Here is a 16943-nt window from a genome sequence, read left to right on the forward strand (position 1 = left end):
GGCGTGATTCTGACCGGCGACCACGACGACCTGAGTCGGTTGGCCGCGCCTTATCGGACAGTGGTCATCGAAGCGCTCCCCGGCAGTGGACGTGACCGGGGCTGACCGCGAGTGGACCGAGATTCGCCGGGAACGAATGATCTACGAGGATGAGGCCATTCTCGTGCTCGACAAACCCGTCGGCATCTCGGTCATGGGAGAGCGGCACGACACCGATCTCGTCACCCTCGCCGGGGATGACGGCGAGGAGCTGTTCCCGGTGCACCGCATCGACAAGGTCACCTCGGGCCTGGTGCTCTTCGCCCGGCAGTTGCGGTTCCACGGTGATCTCACCCGGCAGTTCCAGCGCCGCACGGTGGACAAGCGCTACCTCGTCCTGACCCGCACCCGCGGACTGCCCGCCTCGGGGACCGTCGACCTGCCGCTGAGTGTGGGGCGCAAGAGTCGGGTCCGGGTGGCGGCGAACCGGGCCGACATCATGGCCGACCTGGCGGAGGTGGCCCCCTTGGCGGAGGTGGCCGACCTGGGGGAGGTGGCCCCCTTGGCGGAGGTGGCCCCCTTGGCGGAGGTGGCCGACCTGGGGGAGGCGGCCCCCTTGGCGGAGGCGGCCCGGGCAGAGGTTGGCCCGACCGGCGCCGGCGCCGGCGCCGGCGTCGGACGCTGGACGGTTCCGCCCGCCGCGGTGTTTCCCCACGTCCGGACATACCCGTCCGTCACGACCTTCATCCGGGTGTGGGAGGGCGGTGAGTACACCCTGCTCGCGGTCACGCCGGTCAGCGGGCGGCGCCACCAGATCCGGGTGCATCTGGCCTGGATCGGGCACCCGATCGAGGGCGATCCGCTGTTCGGCCGCGATGCCACCGCCCGCACCCTGCTGCACTCGTGGCGGCTCGCCTTCGATGCGGCTTGGGCCGGCGGCTCCCGCATCGAGGTCGAGGCGCCCCCCGGAGCCGACTTCTGGGCCCCGGTACGCACGCATCTGCCGGCCGGCCTGGCGGCGACCCTCCTCGGAAACGTGGCGGGTGGGTCAGGAATAGGCGGTTTCGCGTAGCTCGCCGTAGACCCGGACCAGGTCGGGCAGCTGGTAGTGCGCGTTCAGGCCGCTCGGATTGGGCAGGAGCCAGACGCCGGCGGATCCCAGGGTCTCCGCCTGGCGGCCGACCTTCGCGCCGCGGCGTCCGAACCCGATCCGGTAGGCGGCCAAGCCGAGGAAGGCCACCCACCGGGGTGCGACCCGTTCGACGAGTTCGGTGAGCCGGGGCACGCCGGCGCGGACCTCGTCATCGCTGATCTCGTCGGCGCGCGCGGTGGAGCGGTGGACGAGATTGGTGATGCTGATGCCCCGGCGGACCAGTTCGTCGGTCTCGCTGGGATGCAACCGGCGTGGGGTGAAGCCGGCGAGGTGCAGCACCGGCCACAGCCGGTTGCTCGGCGTGCCGAAGTGAAAGCCGGTGGCCCCGGACTCGAGGGACGGGTTGATCCCGCAGAGCAGCACGACGGTGGCCGGGGCGACCAGGTCCGGGACGGTGGTCCCGTAGGCCGCGAGCAGCGCGTCCCGGCTCGGCCGGCGTCGGGTGGGGGCGGCCGCGAATCGTGCGCCGGCTGCGTCAGACATGTCCTCGCGGGCCCTCCGATGCCGGTATCGTGCTGTCCCGTACAGCGTGCCAGTAGGTACAGCGTGCCAGTACGGGGGGCCGTGCTGGTGCCCGCCTGTGCCGCCCGTCGAGTGCGTACGCCCGTCGAGTGCATAGTGCGCGTGGGGTCTGCGTGGGATTTCGCCGGACACCCCCGTTCGACACCTGGCGCGGGCGTGGAGTACTGTTGAGCCCTGTGGTCGGAGTCCACGTGGCTCCGGCGTGCGTCCTGCACTTCGATGTGGCGCCGTGGTGCTCGCTAGGTTGACGTAAAGTCACTGTTCGGGTATCCGTCGGCGACTGTCGAGCTCGGTTCCGCAAAGCGGACGGGCGGGCTGGCGTGCTCCTCACCGGAACTGGATCATCGCATCGAGGTTTCGGTCGAATGGCGCGACACGCCCGACCGCGTGGGTCGGAGAAGCCGCTCGAGGACACTCCGGTGGATCGGGTGCGGACCACAGCAGCAGGTAGGCCGGCGTACCGGTCTGGTTGCCCAAGGCAGTACGACGAGGCGTGACAGGAACGGGAGCGGCGTTGCCCACGATCCAGCAGCTGGTCCGCAAGGGCCGGCAGGACAAGGTCGAGAAGACCAAGACCCCGGCACTCAAGGGAAGCCCTCAGCGTCGTGGTGTGTGCACCCGCGTCTACACGACCACCCCGAAGAAGCCGAACTCGGCCCTGCGCAAGGTGGCCCGGGTCCGGTTGAACAGCGGGATCGAAGTCACCGCCTACATCCCCGGGGTCGGCCACAACCTGCAGGAGCACTCGATCGTCCTGGTTCGCGGTGGCCGAGTGAAGGATCTTCCGGGTGTCCGGTACAAGATCGTCCGAGGCGCTCTCGACACGCAGGGCGTCCGTAACCGTAAGCAGGCTCGTAGCCGCTACGGCGCGAAGAAGGAGAAGGGCTGATGCCGCGCAAGGGGCCTGCGCCCAAGCACACCGTGGTGGTCGACCCGGTGTACGGGTCGCCGCTGGTGACCGCGCTGGTGAACAAGGTGCTGTTGAGCGGTAAGAAGTCGGTCGCGGAGCGCATCGTGTACGGCGCACTCGAGGGTGCGAAGAACAAGACCGGCAACGACCCGGTCGTCACGCTCAAGCGCGCGCTGGACAACGTCAAGCCGACGCTGGAGGTGCGCAGCCGCCGGGTGGGTGGTGCCACCTACCAGGTTCCGGTCGAGGTTCGCGCCGGCCGGAGCACTACCCTCGCGCTGCGCTGGATCGTCGGCTACTCCCGGGCTCGTCGCGAGAAGACGATGACCGAGCGGCTGATGAACGAGCTCATCGACGCAAGCAACGGCCTCGGCGCCAGCGTGAAGCGCCGGGAGGACACCCACAAGATGGCGGAGTCCAACAAGGCCTTCGCCCACTACCGCTGGTGATCCGACATGCCATCTGACGTACGTTCCTTGCTGGCCGGGACCCGCAACATCGGGATCATGGCCCACATCGACGCGGGCAAGACCACCACCACCGAGCGCATCCTCTTCTACACCGGTGTGAACTACAAGATCGGTGAGGTCCACGAGGGCGGCGCCACGATGGACTGGATGGAGCAGGAGCAGGAGCGGGGGATCACCATCACCTCCGCGGCCACCACCTGTCTCTGGCGCGACCACACCATCAACATCATCGATACCCCCGGCCATGTCGACTTCACCGTCGAGGTGGAGCGCTCGCTGCGGGTCCTTGACGGTGCGGTCGCGGTCTTCGACGCGGTCGCCGGAGTCGAGCCGCAGAGCGAGACGGTCTGGAAGCAGGCCGACCGTTACAACGTCCCGCGTATCGCCTTCGTCAACAAGATGGACCGGGTCGGTGCCGAGTTCCACCGCTGCGTGGAGATGATGATCGACCGGCTCGACGCGACGCCGGCCGTGATCCAGCTCCCGTGGGGCGTGGAGGCCGACTTCCGCGGTGTCATCGACCTGGTCCGCATGAAGGGCCTCCTCTGGAAGACCGAGGACAAGGGCGCCTCTTACGAGACCGTCGACATCCCGCGGGATCACCTTGAGGCCGCGCAGGAGTGGCGCGACAAGCTCCTCGAGACCGTCGCTGAGAACGACGACGAGCTCATGGAGCTCTACCTCGAGGGTGAGGAGCCCTCCACGGAGCAGCTCGTCGCAGCCCTGCGCCGCGCGACCCTGGCGAGCAAGGTCAACCCGGTGCTGTGCGGTTCGGCGTTCAAGAACAAGGGCGTCCAGCCCATGCTCGACGCCGTCGTCGACTTCCTGCCGAACCCGCTGGACATCGGCGCCACCGTCGGCCATGCGGTCGGTGACGAGGAGACCGAGGTCCGCCGGGAGCCGAGCGAGGACGAGCCGTTTTCCGCGCTCGCCTTCAAGATCATGAGTGACCCGTACGTGGGTAAGCTGACCTACATCCGGGTGTACTCCGGCAAGCTGACTGGTGGTTCGCCGGTGCTGAACTCGACGAAGGACCGCAAGGAGCGTGTCGGCCGCATCCTGCAGATGCACGCCAACCACCGGGAGGACCGGGAGGGCGTCGGCGCGGGACAGATCGTGGCCGTGGTGGGGCTGAAGAACACCACCACGGGTGACACGCTCTGCGACCCGAACGCCCCGGTGATCCTGGAGTCGATGACGTTCCCGGCGCCGGTCATCCACGTCGCGATCGAGCCGAAGACCAAGGCCGACCAGCAGAAGCTGGGCACCGCCATCCAGCGGCTCGCCGAGGAGGACCCGACCTTCCAGGTCCGCACCGACGAGGAGACCGGTCAGACGATCATCGCCGGCATGGGCGAGCTGCACTTGGATGTGCTGGTCGACCGGATGCGCCGCGAGTTCGGTGTCGAGGCGAACGTCGGCAAGCCGCAGGTGGCCTACCGGGAGACGATCCGCCGCAAGGTGGAGAAGGTCGACTACACCCACAAGAAGCAGACGGGTGGATCCGGCCAGTACGCCCGGGTGATCATCAACCTGGAGCCCTCCGGCGGCGACGGCGGTGGCTACGAGTTCGAGAACAAGGTCACGGGTGGTCGCATCCCCCGGGAGTACATCCCCTCGGTGGATGCGGGCTGCCAGGAGGCCATGGAGTTCGGCGTGCTCGCCGGCTATCCGCTGGTGGACGTCAAGGTCACCCTGCTCGACGGCCAGTTCCATGACGTCGACTCGTCCGAACTCGCATTCAAGATCGCCGGTTCGATGGCGTTCAAGGACGCGGCCCGCAAGGCCGACCCGGTGCTGCTCGAGCCCCTGATGGCCGTCGAGGTCACCACCCCCGAGGACCACATGGGTGACGTGATCGGCGACCTGAACTCCCGCCGTGGGCAGATCCAGGCGATGGAGGAGCGGGGGGGCTCCCGGATCGTACGGGCGCTGGTGCCACTGTCGGAGATGTTCGGCTACGTTGGTGATCTTCGCTCGAAGACCTCCGGCCGGGCGAGCTACTCCATGCAGTTCGACTCCTACGCCGAGGTTCCCGCGAACGTCGCCAAGGAGATCATCGCCAAGGCCCGGGGAGAGTGAGCGCCCTCACGGCGTGAGCAATACCCCTACCTGACTACACAGCACGACACCACCCGTCCTTGGAGGGACACCCGTGGCGAAGCAGAAGTTCGAGCGGACGAAGCCGCACGTCAATATCGGCACCATTGGTCACATCGACCACGGCAAGACGACCCTGACCGCGGCGATCACCAAGGTCCTGCACGACGCCTACCCAGACCTCAACCCCTTCACGCCGTTCGACCAGATCGACAAGGCGCCGGAGGAGAAGGCCCGCGGCATCACGATCTCGATCGCCCACGTCGAGTACCAGACCGACACCCGGCACTATGCGCACGTCGACTGCCCGGGACACGCTGACTACATCAAGAACATGATCACCGGTGCCGCTCAGATGGACGGCGCGATCCTGGTCGTGTCCGCCACCGACGGCCCGATGCCGCAGACGAAGGAGCACGTGCTCCTCGCCCGCCAGGTCGGCGTGCCCTACATTGTCGTCGCCCTGAACAAGGCCGACATGGTCGACGACGAGGAGATCCTCGAGCTCGTCGAGCTGGAGGTCCGGGAGCTGCTGAGCTCGTACGAGTTCCCGGGCGACGACGTTCCGGTCGTCCGGGTCTCCGCGCTCAAGGCGCTGGAGGGCGACAAGGAGTGGGGCGCCAAGCTCCTCGAGCTCATGGCGGCGGTCGACGAGTCGATCCCCGAGCCGCAGCGTGACATCGACCGGCCGTTCCTCATGCCGATCGAGGACGTCTTCACGATCACCGGTCGTGGCACCGTGGTCACCGGTCGCGTCGAGCGCGGAATCGTCAAGGTCAACGAGACCGTGGAGATCGTCGGTATCAAGCCGGAGACCACCTCCACCACCGTGACCGGTGTCGAGATGTTCCGCAAGCTGCTCGACGAGGGGCGTGCCGGCGACAACGTCGGTCTGCTCCTGCGCGGTATCAAGCGGGAGGACGTCGAGCGCGGCCAGGTCATCGTCAAGCCGAAGTCGATCACCCCGCACACGGTGTTCGAGGCTCGCGTCTACATCCTCAACAAGGATGAGGGCGGACGGCACACGCCGTTCTTCAAGAACTACCGCCCGCAGTTTTACTTCCGCACCACCGACGTGACCGGCGTCGTGACCCTCCCCGAGGGCACGGAGATGGTCATGCCGGGGGACAACACCGAGATGACGGTCGAGCTGATCCAGCCGATCGCCATGGAGGAGGGTCTGCGCTTCGCCATCCGCGAGGGTGGCCGGACCGTCGGCGCGGGCCAGGTTACGAAGGTTCTCAAGTAGTAGCCGTGGGCGGTGGGTCCGGGCGTGTGTACGGACCCACCGCCCACTGCGCTGCCTGACCAGGCAGGGCTCTCGCGAGACTCGGCTGCCGAGGACAACCGGCCGCCGGCAAGGGACGCAGCCCGGTCCCGGTCGACACGTCGAGCGGGACCGGCACGAGACAGCGGTACAACCGGCAGGTTCTTTCCGCCGGCGGCGGGGCGCCAGGCTCGCCGCGCGGCCGGCGGTGAGGATCTACGGGCGGTGACCCGGTAGCGATACCGGCCGGACGAGACAGACAGGACAGGCGAAGCCCACCATGGCGGCACAGAAGATCCGCATCCGGCTCAAGGCCTATGACCACGAGGTCATCGACAGCTCGGCGCGGAAGATCGTCGAGACGGTGACGCGGACGGGCGCGCAGGTCGCGGGACCGGTGCCGCTGCCGACGGAGAAGAACATCTACTGCGTCATCCGGTCGCCGCACAAGTACAAGGACAGCCGCGAGCACTTCGAGATGCGGACGCACAAGCGGCTGATCGACATTCTTGACCCGACGCCCAAGACGGTCGACTCGCTTATGCGCCTCGACCTGCCCGCCGGCGTCGATATCGAGATCAAGCTGTAAGAGGGGCCGGCGCAGTCATGCTCATCCGCAACTACAGAGGGCTCCTGGGCACCAAGCTCGGGATGACCCAGGTATGGGACGCGAACAACCGCGTCGTGCCGGTCACCGTCATCAAGGCCGGACCCAACGTCGTCACGCAGGTCAAGACGCCTGACTCGGACGGCTACTCGGCCGTTCAGCTCGGTTACGGCGAGGTCGACCCGCGTAAGATCAACAAACCCGCCCGCGGCCACTTCGCCACCAGCGGGGTGACGCCCCGGCGCCACCTCGTCGAGCTGCGGACCGCCGATGCCGGCAACTACCGGCCCGGCCAGGAGCTGACCGGCGAGGTGTTCTCCGCCGGGACCGTCGTTGACGTCACCGGCACCTCGAAGGGCAAGGGGTTCGCCGGTGTCATGAAGCGTCACGGGTTCAAGGGTCTGGGCGCGGGGCACGGCGTCGAGCGCAAGCACCGCTCGCCGGGGTCGGTCGGCGGCTGCGCCACGCCCGGTCGCGTGTTCAAGGGCCTGCGCATGGCCGGCCGGATGGGTCACGTGCGCACCACGACCTCGGGGCTGACGATCCACGCCGTCGACACCGAGCGTGGCTATCTGCTGGTCAGGGGTGCGGTGCCCGGCCCGGATGGTGGTCTGGTCCTCGTGCGCAGCGCGGCCAAGCGCCCGGCGCCCGAGGCCATCGCCCCGGCGGCCGAGCTGGCCGGTACCGGTGAGGAGGTCTCGGCATGAGCCGGGTGGCCACATCCGACCCGAGCGTCACCGCGCGCACCGTCGCGGTGCACGCGCCGAACGGGGGCGAAGGCGGCAGCGTCGAGCTGCCCGGTGGCGTGTTCGACGTGCCGCTCAACATCCCGCTGATCCACCAGGTCGTGGTGGCGCAGCTCGCGGCGGCCCGCCAGGGCACGCACGACACGAAGACCCGCGGCGAGGTCCGCGGCGGTGGCCGCAAGCCGTATCGGCAGAAGGGCACCGGCCGGGCCCGGCAGGGATCGCTGCGGGCTCCGCAGTTCACCGGCGGTGGCACCGTGCACGGCCCCACACCGCGCAGATACGACCAGCGGACCCCGAAGAAGATGAAGGCCGCCGCGCTGCGCGGCGCGCTGTCCGACCGGGCCCGCAACAACCGGGTGCACGTGGTGTCCTCGCTGGTCTCCGGCGAGACGCCGTCGACGAAGAGCGCGGTCACCGCGCTGCGGACGATCGCCGACACCCGCCGGGTGCTGGTGGTGGCGAGCCGTTCGGACGAGCTGACCTGGAAGAGCCTGCGCAACGTCGCGGCGGTGCACCTGCTCGACCCGGGCCAGCTCAATACCTATGACGTGCTGGTGAGCGACGACGTGGTCTTCATCGAGGATGCGCTGGCCGCGTTCCTTGCTCGTGACACCCGTCCGGCAACCTCCACCGCCGGGACCGAGGCTGCCGCGGGCACCGAAGGTGTGGCCGGGGCGGAGGAGAACAAGTGATTCCCGACCCGCGTGACGTGATCCTGCGGCCGGTCGTCTCCGAGAAGAGCTACGGCCTGCTCGACGAGAACGTCTACACCTTCATCGTGCGTCCGGACGCGAACAAGACCCAGATCAAGCTCGCGGTCCAGCAGATCTTCAATGTGCGGGTCCTGCGGGTGAACACCATCAACCGGCAGGGCAAGCGCAAGCGGACCAAGCACGGCTGGGGACACCGGTCCGCCTCCAAGCGGGCCCTGGTGAGCCTGGCTCCCGGTGACACGATCGAGATCTTCGGAGGCCCCGGTGCCTGAGCGCGTGCGCTCCGCGGCGGCGGTGGGTCCAGGACGGTAGGAAGCCATGGGTATTCGTAGGTACAAGCCGACGACGCCGGGGCGTCGTGGTGCGAGCGTGGCCGACTTCGTCGAGATCACTCGTGACCACCCGGAGAAGTCGCTGGTCCGCCCGCTGCACTCCAAGGGCGGGCGCAACGTCCACGGCCGGATCACCACCCGGCACCAGGGCGGCGGGCACAAGCGGGCGTACCGGGTCATCGACTTCCGGCGGGACAAGGACGGGGTGCCGGCCAAGGTCGCGCACATCGAGTACGACCCCAACCGCACCGCCCGGATCGCGCTGCTGCACTACCTCGACGGCGAGAAGCGCTACATCCTCGCGCCGGTCAAGCTCAGGCAGGGCGACACGGTCAGTTCCGGCGTGGGCGCCGACATCAAGCCCGGCAACGCGCTGCCGCTGCGCAACATCCCGACCGGCACGGTGGTGCACGCCATCGAGCTGCGTCCCGGCGGTGGTGCGAAGATCGCCCGTAGCGCCGGCACGAGTGTGCAGCTCGTCGCGAAGGACGGCCCCTACGCTCAGCTGCGGATGCCCTCCGGTGAGATCCGCAACGTGGATGTGCGCTGCCGCGCGACGGTCGGCGAGGTCGGCAACGCGGAGCAGAGCAACATCAACTGGGGTAAGGCCGGCCGGATGCGCTGGAAGGGTCGCAGACCCACCGTGCGCGGTGTCGCGATGAACCCGGTCGACCACCCGCACGGTGGTGGTGAGGGTAAGACCTCCGGCGGTCGTCACCCCGTCAATCCCAAGGGCCGTCCGGAGGGGCGGACCCGGGCGACCCGCAAGTCGTCCGACGCGCTCATTGTGCGTCGTCGCAAGCAGAACAGGCGGCGGTAATGGTGATCTCCAGGCCCCGGGCCGCGTCGGCCACCAGCGCGCCGCCGACCAGCCGTACCCATCGGATCTGAGCAGGAAGGAGGAGACACAGCCATGCCACGCAGTCTGAAAAAGGGCCCGTTCGTCGACGACCACCTGCTCAAGAAGGTGGATCTGCAGAACTCCAAGGGCACCAAGCACGTCATCAAGACCTGGTCGCGCCGGTCGACCGTGATCCCCGACATGCTGGGGCACACGATCGCCGTGCACGACGGCCGCAAGCACGTCCCGGTCTTCATCACCGAGGGCATGGTCGGGCACAAGCTCGGCGAGTTCGCCCCGACCCGGACCTTCCGTGGCCACGTCAAGGAGGACCGGAGGTCACGCCGTGGCTGACGATCTCGTTGACGGCCTGACCCGGGCCGGTCTTCCCGGGGCGAAGGCCTCGGCCCGCTATGTCCGGGTCTCGCCGACGAAGGCCCGCCGGGTCGTCGACCTGGTGCGCGGGCGCTCGGTCGGCGAGGCGCTGGACATCCTCCGGTTCGCTCCGCAGGCGGCCAGCGAGGACGTGTACAAGGTTGTCGCCAGCGCTGCGGCGAACGCCGAGAACAACCACAGCCTCGATCCGGCCACCCTGTGGGTCGGCGAGGTCTACGTGGACGAGGGGCCGACGCTCAAGCGCATCCGGCCCCGAGCTCAGGGCCGGGCCTACCGGATCCGCAAGCGCACCAGCCACATCACCGTCGTGGTGGAGAGCCGGGAGCCGGTCTCCGCGGCCGGCCGGGGCGCGAAGACGACAAGGAGGGCCCGGTAGTGGGGCAGAAGGTCAACCCGCACGGGTTCCGGCTTGGCATCACCTCGGAGTTCACCTCCCGTTGGTACGCCGACAAGCAGTACAAGGCGTACGTCGGCGAGGACGTGAAGATCCGTAAGATGATGTCGCGGGGCATGGAGCGGGCCGGCATCAGCCGGGTCGACATCGAGCGGACCCAGGGGCGGCTGCGGGTGGACATCCACACCGCGCGCCCGGGCATCGTCATCGGTCGCCGTGGCGCCGAGGCCGACCGCATCCGTGGCGACCTGGAAAAGCTCACCGGCAAGCAGGTGCAGCTCAACATCCTCGAGGTGAAGAACCCCGAGGTCGACGCCCAACTCGTCGCCCAAGGGGTGGCCGAGCAGCTCTCCAGCCGGGTCAGCTTCCGCCGGGCGATGCGCAAGGCCATGCAGACCGCGATGAAGGGCGGCGCGAAGGGGATCCGGGTGCAGTGCTCGGGTCGTCTCGGCGGCGCCGAGATGAGCCGGTCGGAGTTCTACCGCGAGGGTCGGGTGCCGTTGCACACCCTTCGCGCGGACATCGACTACGGCTTCTATGAGGCTCGGACGAACTTCGGCCGCATCGGCGTGAAGGTCTGGATCTACAAGGGCGACATCGTCCAGAGCCGGGCCGAGCGTGAGGCGCAGGAGGCGCTGCAGCGCCAGACCCGCCGGGAGCGCCCGCGCCGCGGGCCGCGTTCCGGCTCGTCCGGCACGACCCAGGGCGGGACCGAAGCGGGCCGGGCGGCGGCCCGCGGCGAGCGCCGGGGCCGTGGTGGTGGTGGCGGGAACGCCCCGGCTGAGACTCCGGCGGGCGAGGCCGCGGCGACCGAGCCGACGGCACCCGTCGCGGAGCCCGCCACCGCGGCGGCGAGTGCGCCGGCCGAGGCGGCGAGTGCGCCGGCCGAGGCGGCCGTGGCGAACACTCCGGAGAAGGCGGAGGAATAGACATGCTGATTCCCCGGAAGGTCGCGCACCGCAAGCAGCACCACCCCGGGCGGACCGGTGCCGCCAAGGGCGGAACCCGGGTCACGTTCGGTGAGTACGGGATCCAGGCCTTGGAGTCGGCCTACGTGACGAACCGGCAGATCGAGTCGGCCCGTATCGCGATGACCCGGCACATCCGTCGTGGTGGAAAGGTCTGGATCAACATCTACCCGGACCGTCCGCTGACCAAGAAGCCGGCCGAGACCCGGATGGGTTCTGGTAAGGGCTCGCCCGAGTGGTGGGTCGCGAACGTCAAGCCGGGCCGGGTCCTGTTCGAGCTGTCCGGGGTCGCGGAGCCGGTGGCCCGCGAGGCGATGCGGCGGGCTATCCACAAGCTGCCGATGAAGTGCCGTTTCGTGGTCCGTGAAGGTGGTGCGTAATGGCTATCGCTACCGCGGACGAGCTGCGGAGCCTGTCGGGCGAGGAGCTCGTCGACAAGCTTCGGGAGGCCAAGGAGGAGCTGTTCAACCTCCGGTTCCAGGCGGCGACCGGGCAGCTGTCGAACAACCGCCGGCTGCAGGCCGTGCGGCGCGACATCGCCCGGATCTACACCGTCATGCGCGAACGGGAGCTGGGTATCACCGACGATCCGGCGGTGGCGGCCGGCGCGGCGGACGATGACGCGACGCAGTCGGAACGGGCGTGAGGACAGTGACAGACGAGACGGCCTCCCAGGAGGCTTCGCAGAGCACGGACGCGGCGGCTCCCGCCCGCGGATTCCGCAAGGTCCGCGAGGGCCTCGTGGTCAGCGACAAGATGACCAAGACCGTCGTGGTCGCGGTCGAGGACCGGGTGCAGCACCCGCTGTACGGCAAGACGATCCGTCGTACCAAGAAGGTCAAGGCGCACGACGAGAGCGGCACCACCGGTGTCGGCGACCGCGTCCTGCTGATGGAAACGCGGCCGTTGTCGGCGACCAAGCGGTGGCGGATCGTTCAGGTCTTGGAGAAGGCGAAGTAGTGAAGTAGTTCTGGCCCGGACGCCGGGGCCGGGCAGGACCGGGTGATCAGTAGTACCGGGTGATCAGGAGCGGAAAGTGATTCAGCAGGAGTCGCGACTTCGGGTCGCCGACAACACCGGAGCGCGGGAGATTCTCTGCATCCGGGTGCTCGGCGGCTCTGGGCGTCGTTACGCGGGGATCGGCGACATCATCGTCGGCACGGTGAAGGACGCCCTGCCCGGCGCCGGCGTGAAGCGCGGCGACGTGGTCAAGGCGGTCGTGGTGCGTACCACCAAGGAGCGCCGGCGGCCGGACGGCTCCTACATCCGCTTCGACGAGAACGCGGCGGTGCTCATCCGGGACGGTGGTGACCCTCGGGGCACCCGCATCTTCGGGCCGGTCGGCCGGGAGCTGCGTGACAAGAAGTTCATGAAGATCATCTCGCTGGCGCCGGAGGTGCTGTGACCGTGGCCACTTTGAAGATCAAGAAAGGCGACACGGTCCAGATCATCACCGGCAAGGACCGTGGGCTCAAGGGTAAGGTCATCCGCGCCTATCCGGAGCAGAACAAGGTCCTCGTCGAGGGCGCGAACCGGATCACCCGGCACACCCGCGTCCAGCAGGGCACACGCGGCTCGCAGTCCGGGGGCATCATCACCCAGGAGGCGCCGATCCACGTGAGCAACGTGATGATCGTCGACCCGTCTGACGGGAAGCCGACCCGGATCGGTTACCGCATCAACGACGACGGCACCAAGGTGCGTGTCTCGCGGCGCACCGGTACCGAGCTGTAGGCCGAGCGAGCAGTCGAGCAGTTGGGAAACGAGATTAGACCATGACTGTGACCACCGAGGGCCGGACCATCGAAGGCCGGCCTATTGGCGCTCGCCCGGTCCCACGGCTCAAGCAGCGGTACCGCGACGAGATCGCCCCGGCGCTGCGGGAGCAGTTCTCCTACCGCAACGTCATGCAGATCCCCGGCGTCGTCAAGGTCGTCGTCAACATGGGGGTCGGAGACGCCGCCCGGGACGCGAAGCTGATCGATGGCGCTGTGCGGGATCTTGCGGCCATCACCGGCCAGAAGCCCGCGGTCCGGCGCGCGAAGAAGTCCATCGCCCAGTTCAAGCTGCGCGAAGGGATGCCGATCGGCGCCAAGGTGACGTTGCGTGGTGACCGGATGTGGGAGTTCCTCGACCGCCTCGTCACCATCGCGCTGCCGCGTATCCGTGACTTCCGCGGGCTGTCGCCGAAGCAGTTCGACGGTGCCGGCAACTACACCTTCGGGGTGACCGAGCAGTCGATCTTCCACGAGATCGACATCGACCGGATCGATCGGGTTCGGGGCATGGACATCACGGTCGTCACCACCGCGACCACCGACGACGAGGGCCGGGCGCTCCTGCGGGCGCTGGGCTTCCCCTTCCGGGAGAACTAGAGAGATGGCCAAGAAAGCACTGATCGAGAAGTCGAACCGTAAGCCGAAGTACGCGGTCCGGGGTTACACCCGATGCCAGCGCTGCGGCCGCTCCCGCTCGGTGTACCGGGGCTTCGGGCTCTGCCGGGTATGCCTGCGGCAGATGGCGCACCGCGGCGAGCTGCCCGGCGTCACCAAGAGCTCCTGGTAGGCCGGTACCGCGCCCCGGACCGGGGCCGGAACGGCGGCACCGGCAGCACGGTTCCACCGCACCACCACCGCACCTCCACCCGATCGCGGTAGGCCCGGCGGCCGAGGACGACCTCGGCACTGGCGGGAACCGCCGTGAGAAAGGCGTCAAGCCATGACGATGACCGATCCGATTGCGGACATGCTCACGCGTGTCCGTAACGCCAGCCGGGCGTACCACGACCGCGTGGTGATGCCCCACAGCAAGATCAAGACGCACATCGCCGAGATCCTCCAGCAGGAGGGATACATCTCCGGCTGGCACGTCGAGGACGCGACCTCGGCTGGCGGCGTCGGCCACACCCTGGTCATCGATCTGAAGTACGGCCCCAACCGGGAACGCTCGATCGCCGGGATCAAGCGCATCAGCAAGCCGGGTCTGCGGGTCTATGCCAAGGCGACGAACCTCCCGAAGGTCCTCGGGGGCCTGGGCGTCGCCATCATCTCCACCTCGTCGGGTTTGCTGACCGACAAGCAGGCGGGCAAGCGGGGCGTGGGCGGGGAAGTCCTCGCCTACATCTGGTAAGGAGGGCGAGCGATGTCACGGATCGGGCGCCTGCCCATTCCCGTCCCCAGCGGTGTCGATATCACCGTCGAGGGAGCCACCATCACCGTCAAGGGGCCCAAAGGGACCCTGAGCCACGTCGTGGCCGAGCCGATCGTGGTGAACACGGAGGACGGTCGGCTCCTCGTGACCCGGCCCGACGATGAGCGTCGCTCCCGGTCGCTGCACGGCCTGACTCGCACCCTGGTCTCCAACATGGTCACCGGCGTCACCGCCGGATACTCGAAGACCCTGGAGATCGTCGGCGTCGGTTACCGTGTCCAGGCCAAGGGCTCCGACCTGGAGTTCGCCCTCGGGTACAGCCACCCGGTGCCGGTCAAGGCCCCGGAGGGCATCCGCTTCGAGGTGCAGACCCCGACCCGCTTCGTGGTCCACGGGATCGACAAGCAGCTGGTCGGTGAGGTCTCCGCGAAGATCCGCGGGCTGCGCAAGCCTGACCCGTACAAGGGCAAGGGCGTGCGCTACCAGGGCGAGGTCGTCCGCCGCAAGGTCGGGAAGACCGGGAAGTAGGAGATAGATCATGGCAGTGAGCCTCGGCGCCAGCTCGCGTCGACGGACCGCGAAGCTCCGTCGGCACGTCCGGGTGCGCAAGAAGGTGGCGGGCACCCCGTCTCGCCCACGGCTCGTCGTCACCCGGTCCTCGCGGCACATCTACGCCCAGGTCATCGACGACGTCGCCGGCCACACGCTGGCGTCGGCGTCCACCCTGGACGTGTCGCTGCGCGGCGGCGAGGGGGACAAGACCGAGCAGGCCCGCAAGGTCGGCGCCCTGGTCGCCGAGCGCGCGAAGGCGGCCGGGATCGCCGCGGTCGTGTTTGACCGCGGCGGGCGGACCTACTCCGGCCGCATCGCCGCGCTCGCGGACGCGGCGCGGGGGAACGGGCTGGACTTCTGATGACTGCCCCCAGCCTTTACAGTCAGTCCAGCCTTTACCGCCAGTACAGCCAGAACAGGGAGATGTTGTAGATGCCAGGCCAGCAGCGCCGCGGCGGCGGCTCCGGCGGCTCGGACCGTCGGGAACGCCGGGACCGGTCGGGCAGCGGCCCGGCGCAGGAGAAGAACGCCTACGTCGAGCGGGTTGTCGCGATCAACCGCGTGGCGAAGGTTGTCAAGGGCGGACGCCGGTTCAGCTTCACGGCGCTCGTTGTGGTCGGTGACGCGGACGGGACCGTGGGCGTCGGCTATGGCAAGGCCAAGGAGGTTCCGGCCGCCATCGCCAAGGGCGTCGAAGAAGCCAAGAAGCACTTCTTCAAGGTGCCCCGGATCGGTTCGACGATTCCGCACCCGGTGCAGGGCGAGGAGGCGGCCGGCGTCGTGCTGCTCAAGCCCGCCTCGCCCGGTACCGGGGTCATCGCCGGTGGTCCGGTCCGTGCCGTGCTGGAGTGCGCCGGTGTGCACGACGTGCTCTCGAAGTCGCTCGGCTCATCGAATCCGATCAACATCGTGCACGCGACGGTCGCCGCTCTGCGTGGCCTGATGCGTCCCGAGGAGATTGCCGCCCGTCGCGGCCTGCCGCTGGAGGATGTCGCTCCGCCGGCCATGCTGCGCGCCCGTGCGGCGGGAGCCAGCGTCTGATGGCCAAGCTGCGCATCACGCAGATCCGGTCGGGGATCGGTGGTACCTCGAACCAGCGGGCCACGCTGCGTACCCTTGGTCTGCGGAAGATCAACGCGACGACCGTCCGTGATGATCGTCCCGAGATTCGCGGGATGATTAGAACTGTGACCCATCTTGTCCGGGTCGAGGAGGTGGACTCCTAGCCATGGCCGAACTGACGAAGACCGACGCCGGTGACGACACCGGCGCCACCGGCGTGGGCACCGAGGCCGGCTCGGCGCCGGTCGTCCGTGGCCGCGGTCTGAAGGTGCACCACCTCCGGCCAGCCCCCGGCGCCCATAAGTCCAAGATCCGCGTCGGTCGCGGTGAGGGTTCCAAGGGCAAGACCGCCGGACGGGGCACCAAGGGCTCGAAGGCCCGCAAGCAGGTGCCCGCCCGGTTCGAGGGTGGCCAGATGCCCCTGCACATGCGCCTGCCCAAGCTGAAGGGCTTCCGCAACCGGTTCCGCGTCGAGTACCAGGTCGTGAACGTCGCCACCCTCGCGGAACTGTTCCCGCAGGGTGGTGAGGTCACCAAGGCCGACCTCGCGGCCAGGGGCGCGGTGCGGGGCAAGTCGCCGGTGAAGGTGCTGGGCAACGGTGACATCAACGTCGCGCTGCACGTGAGCGCGGACGCGTTTTCGGCCTCCGCGAAGGAGAAGATCGCCGCTGCCGGCGGGAGCGTCACACAGAGCTGAGAGCATGGGTGGGGGTGTGGGCCATGTCACCCCGCTCCCACCCCGGCCCCGCCCGTCCGGACCCCTCGCCAGACGGCCGTG

27 protein-coding genes are annotated in these 16943 nt (G+C 68.7%); 26 read left to right on the forward strand and 1 reads right to left on the reverse strand.

Annotation, left to right across the window (positions count from 1 at the left end; translation table 11 throughout):
* Nucleotides 1–136: 136 nt before the first annotated feature.
* Complete coding sequence (locus tag FRANCCI3_RS23120) at nucleotides 137–1051, forward strand: RluA family pseudouridine synthase (protein ID WP_011435034.1); 915 nt, start codon at nucleotides 137–139, stop codon at nucleotides 1049–1051.
* Here FRANCCI3_RS23120 and mug read toward each other — a convergent pair.
* Complete coding sequence (mug, locus tag FRANCCI3_RS02895; protein WP_011435035.1) at nucleotides 1028–1615, reverse strand: G/U mismatch-specific DNA glycosylase; 588 nt, start codon at nucleotides 1613–1615, stop codon at nucleotides 1028–1030. The genes FRANCCI3_RS23120 and mug overlap by 24 nt on opposite strands.
* Before the next feature lie 553 nt (nucleotides 1616–2168).
* Here mug and rpsL point away from each other — a divergent pair.
* The 25 genes from rpsL (at nucleotide 2169) to rplO (ending at nucleotide 16862) form a co-directional block, all read left to right on the forward strand.
* Complete coding sequence (gene rpsL, locus FRANCCI3_RS02900; RefSeq protein WP_009740532.1) at nucleotides 2169–2543, forward strand: 30S ribosomal protein S12; 375 nt, start codon at nucleotides 2169–2171, stop codon at nucleotides 2541–2543.
* Nucleotides 2543–3013 (forward strand): 30S ribosomal protein S7, encoded by a 471-nt coding sequence (rpsG, locus tag FRANCCI3_RS02905; protein WP_011435036.1) that lies wholly within the window; start codon nucleotides 2543–2545, stop codon nucleotides 3011–3013. The genes rpsL and rpsG overlap by 1 nt, the downstream gene beginning before the upstream one ends.
* Nucleotides 3014–3019: 6 nt before the next feature.
* Nucleotides 3020–5116 carry an elongation factor G gene (fusA, locus tag FRANCCI3_RS02910; RefSeq protein ID WP_011435037.1) on the forward strand — a complete coding sequence of 699 codons (2097 nt, stop codon included), beginning with the start codon at nucleotides 3020–3022 and terminating at the stop codon, nucleotides 5114–5116.
* Nucleotides 5117–5189: 73 nt separating this feature from the next.
* On the forward strand, nucleotides 5190–6383 hold the full coding sequence (gene tuf / locus FRANCCI3_RS02915; RefSeq protein ID WP_011435038.1) for an elongation factor Tu: 1194 nt from the start codon (nucleotides 5190–5192) through the stop codon (nucleotides 6381–6383).
* Nucleotides 6384–6681: 298 nt separating this feature from the next.
* On the forward strand, nucleotides 6682–6990 hold the full coding sequence (rpsJ, locus tag FRANCCI3_RS02920; RefSeq protein WP_007514815.1) for a 30S ribosomal protein S10: 309 nt from the start codon (nucleotides 6682–6684) through the stop codon (nucleotides 6988–6990).
* Nucleotides 6991–7007: 17 nt separating this feature from the next.
* Entirely contained in the window at nucleotides 7008–7715 is a 708-nt protein-coding gene (rplC, locus tag FRANCCI3_RS02925; RefSeq protein ID WP_011435039.1) for a 50S ribosomal protein L3, read from the forward strand.
* Nucleotides 7712–8449, forward strand: coding sequence for a 50S ribosomal protein L4 (rplD, locus tag FRANCCI3_RS02930; protein ID WP_011435040.1), 738 nt, complete (start codon nucleotides 7712–7714; stop codon nucleotides 8447–8449). The genes rplC and rplD overlap by 4 nt, the downstream gene beginning before the upstream one ends.
* Nucleotides 8446–8742: a 50S ribosomal protein L23 gene (rplW, locus tag FRANCCI3_RS02935; protein ID WP_011435041.1), complete on the forward strand. Its 297-nt coding sequence runs from the start codon at nucleotides 8446–8448 to the stop codon at nucleotides 8740–8742. The genes rplD and rplW overlap by 4 nt, the downstream gene beginning before the upstream one ends.
* 46 nt (nucleotides 8743–8788) lie before the next feature.
* Nucleotides 8789–9622, forward strand: coding sequence for a 50S ribosomal protein L2 (gene rplB, locus FRANCCI3_RS02940; protein ID WP_011435042.1), 834 nt, complete (start codon nucleotides 8789–8791; stop codon nucleotides 9620–9622).
* 93 nt (nucleotides 9623–9715) lie between these two features.
* Entirely contained in the window at nucleotides 9716–9997 is a 282-nt protein-coding gene (rpsS, locus tag FRANCCI3_RS02945; protein WP_011435043.1) for a 30S ribosomal protein S19, read from the forward strand.
* Nucleotides 9990–10415: a 50S ribosomal protein L22 gene (rplV, locus tag FRANCCI3_RS02950; RefSeq protein ID WP_011435044.1), complete on the forward strand. Its 426-nt coding sequence runs from the start codon at nucleotides 9990–9992 to the stop codon at nucleotides 10413–10415. Before rpsS ends, rplV begins: the two co-directional genes overlap by 8 nt.
* Complete coding sequence (rpsC, locus tag FRANCCI3_RS02955; RefSeq protein WP_011435045.1) at nucleotides 10415–11362, forward strand: 30S ribosomal protein S3; 948 nt, start codon at nucleotides 10415–10417, stop codon at nucleotides 11360–11362. The genes rplV and rpsC overlap by 1 nt, the downstream gene beginning before the upstream one ends.
* 2 nt (nucleotides 11363–11364) lie before the next feature.
* Nucleotides 11365–11781 carry a 50S ribosomal protein L16 gene (gene rplP, locus FRANCCI3_RS02960; protein ID WP_009740521.1) on the forward strand — a complete coding sequence of 139 codons (417 nt, stop codon included), beginning with the start codon at nucleotides 11365–11367 and terminating at the stop codon, nucleotides 11779–11781.
* On the forward strand, nucleotides 11781–12047 hold the full coding sequence (rpmC, locus tag FRANCCI3_RS02965) for a 50S ribosomal protein L29 (RefSeq protein WP_011435046.1): 267 nt from the start codon (nucleotides 11781–11783) through the stop codon (nucleotides 12045–12047). The genes rplP and rpmC overlap by 1 nt, the downstream gene beginning before the upstream one ends.
* A gap of 5 nt (nucleotides 12048–12052) precedes the next feature.
* Nucleotides 12053–12361 carry a 30S ribosomal protein S17 gene (gene rpsQ, locus FRANCCI3_RS02970; RefSeq protein ID WP_011435047.1) on the forward strand — a complete coding sequence of 103 codons (309 nt, stop codon included), beginning with the start codon at nucleotides 12053–12055 and terminating at the stop codon, nucleotides 12359–12361.
* 76 nt (nucleotides 12362–12437) lie between these two features.
* Complete coding sequence (rplN, locus tag FRANCCI3_RS02975; protein WP_009740518.1) at nucleotides 12438–12806, forward strand: 50S ribosomal protein L14; 369 nt, start codon at nucleotides 12438–12440, stop codon at nucleotides 12804–12806.
* Nucleotides 12807–12808: 2 nt separating this feature from the next.
* Nucleotides 12809–13135, forward strand: a complete 327-nt coding sequence (gene rplX / locus FRANCCI3_RS02980; protein ID WP_011435048.1) for a 50S ribosomal protein L24 — start codon at nucleotides 12809–12811, stop codon at nucleotides 13133–13135.
* A 41-nt stretch (nucleotides 13136–13176) separates the two neighbouring features.
* Complete coding sequence (gene rplE, locus FRANCCI3_RS02985; RefSeq protein ID WP_011435049.1) at nucleotides 13177–13776, forward strand: 50S ribosomal protein L5; 600 nt, start codon at nucleotides 13177–13179, stop codon at nucleotides 13774–13776.
* A gap of 4 nt (nucleotides 13777–13780) precedes the next feature.
* Nucleotides 13781–13966 (forward strand): type Z 30S ribosomal protein S14, encoded by a 186-nt coding sequence (locus FRANCCI3_RS02990; protein ID WP_011435050.1) that lies wholly within the window; start codon nucleotides 13781–13783, stop codon nucleotides 13964–13966.
* A gap of 153 nt (nucleotides 13967–14119) precedes the next feature.
* A complete protein-coding gene (rpsH, locus tag FRANCCI3_RS02995; RefSeq protein WP_011435051.1) occupies nucleotides 14120–14530 on the forward strand; it encodes a 30S ribosomal protein S8 in 411 nt (136 codons plus the stop codon).
* A 12-nt stretch (nucleotides 14531–14542) separates the two neighbouring features.
* Entirely contained in the window at nucleotides 14543–15079 is a 537-nt protein-coding gene (gene rplF / locus FRANCCI3_RS03000) for a 50S ribosomal protein L6 (protein ID WP_011435052.1), read from the forward strand.
* Nucleotides 15080–15089: 10 nt separating this feature from the next.
* Nucleotides 15090–15464, forward strand: a complete 375-nt coding sequence (rplR, locus tag FRANCCI3_RS03005) for a 50S ribosomal protein L18 (RefSeq protein ID WP_011435053.1) — start codon at nucleotides 15090–15092, stop codon at nucleotides 15462–15464.
* 71 nt (nucleotides 15465–15535) lie between these two features.
* The gene (rpsE, locus tag FRANCCI3_RS03010; RefSeq protein WP_011435054.1) at nucleotides 15536–16144 is read left to right on the forward strand and encodes a 30S ribosomal protein S5; all 609 of its coding nucleotides are present in this window, start codon (nucleotides 15536–15538) and stop codon (nucleotides 16142–16144) included.
* Complete coding sequence (gene rpmD, locus FRANCCI3_RS03015) at nucleotides 16144–16329, forward strand: 50S ribosomal protein L30 (RefSeq protein WP_011435055.1); 186 nt, start codon at nucleotides 16144–16146, stop codon at nucleotides 16327–16329. Before rpsE ends, rpmD begins: the two co-directional genes overlap by 1 nt.
* Before the next feature lie 2 nt (nucleotides 16330–16331).
* Complete coding sequence (gene rplO, locus FRANCCI3_RS03020; RefSeq protein ID WP_011435056.1) at nucleotides 16332–16862, forward strand: 50S ribosomal protein L15; 531 nt, start codon at nucleotides 16332–16334, stop codon at nucleotides 16860–16862.
* Nucleotides 16863–16943: the final 81 nt, after the last annotated feature.

The sequence above is a fragment of the Frankia casuarinae genome, from assembly GCF_000013345.1.
In the GTDB taxonomy this organism is placed as follows: Bacteria; Actinomycetota; Actinomycetes; order Frankiales; family Frankiaceae; genus Frankia; species Frankia casuarinae.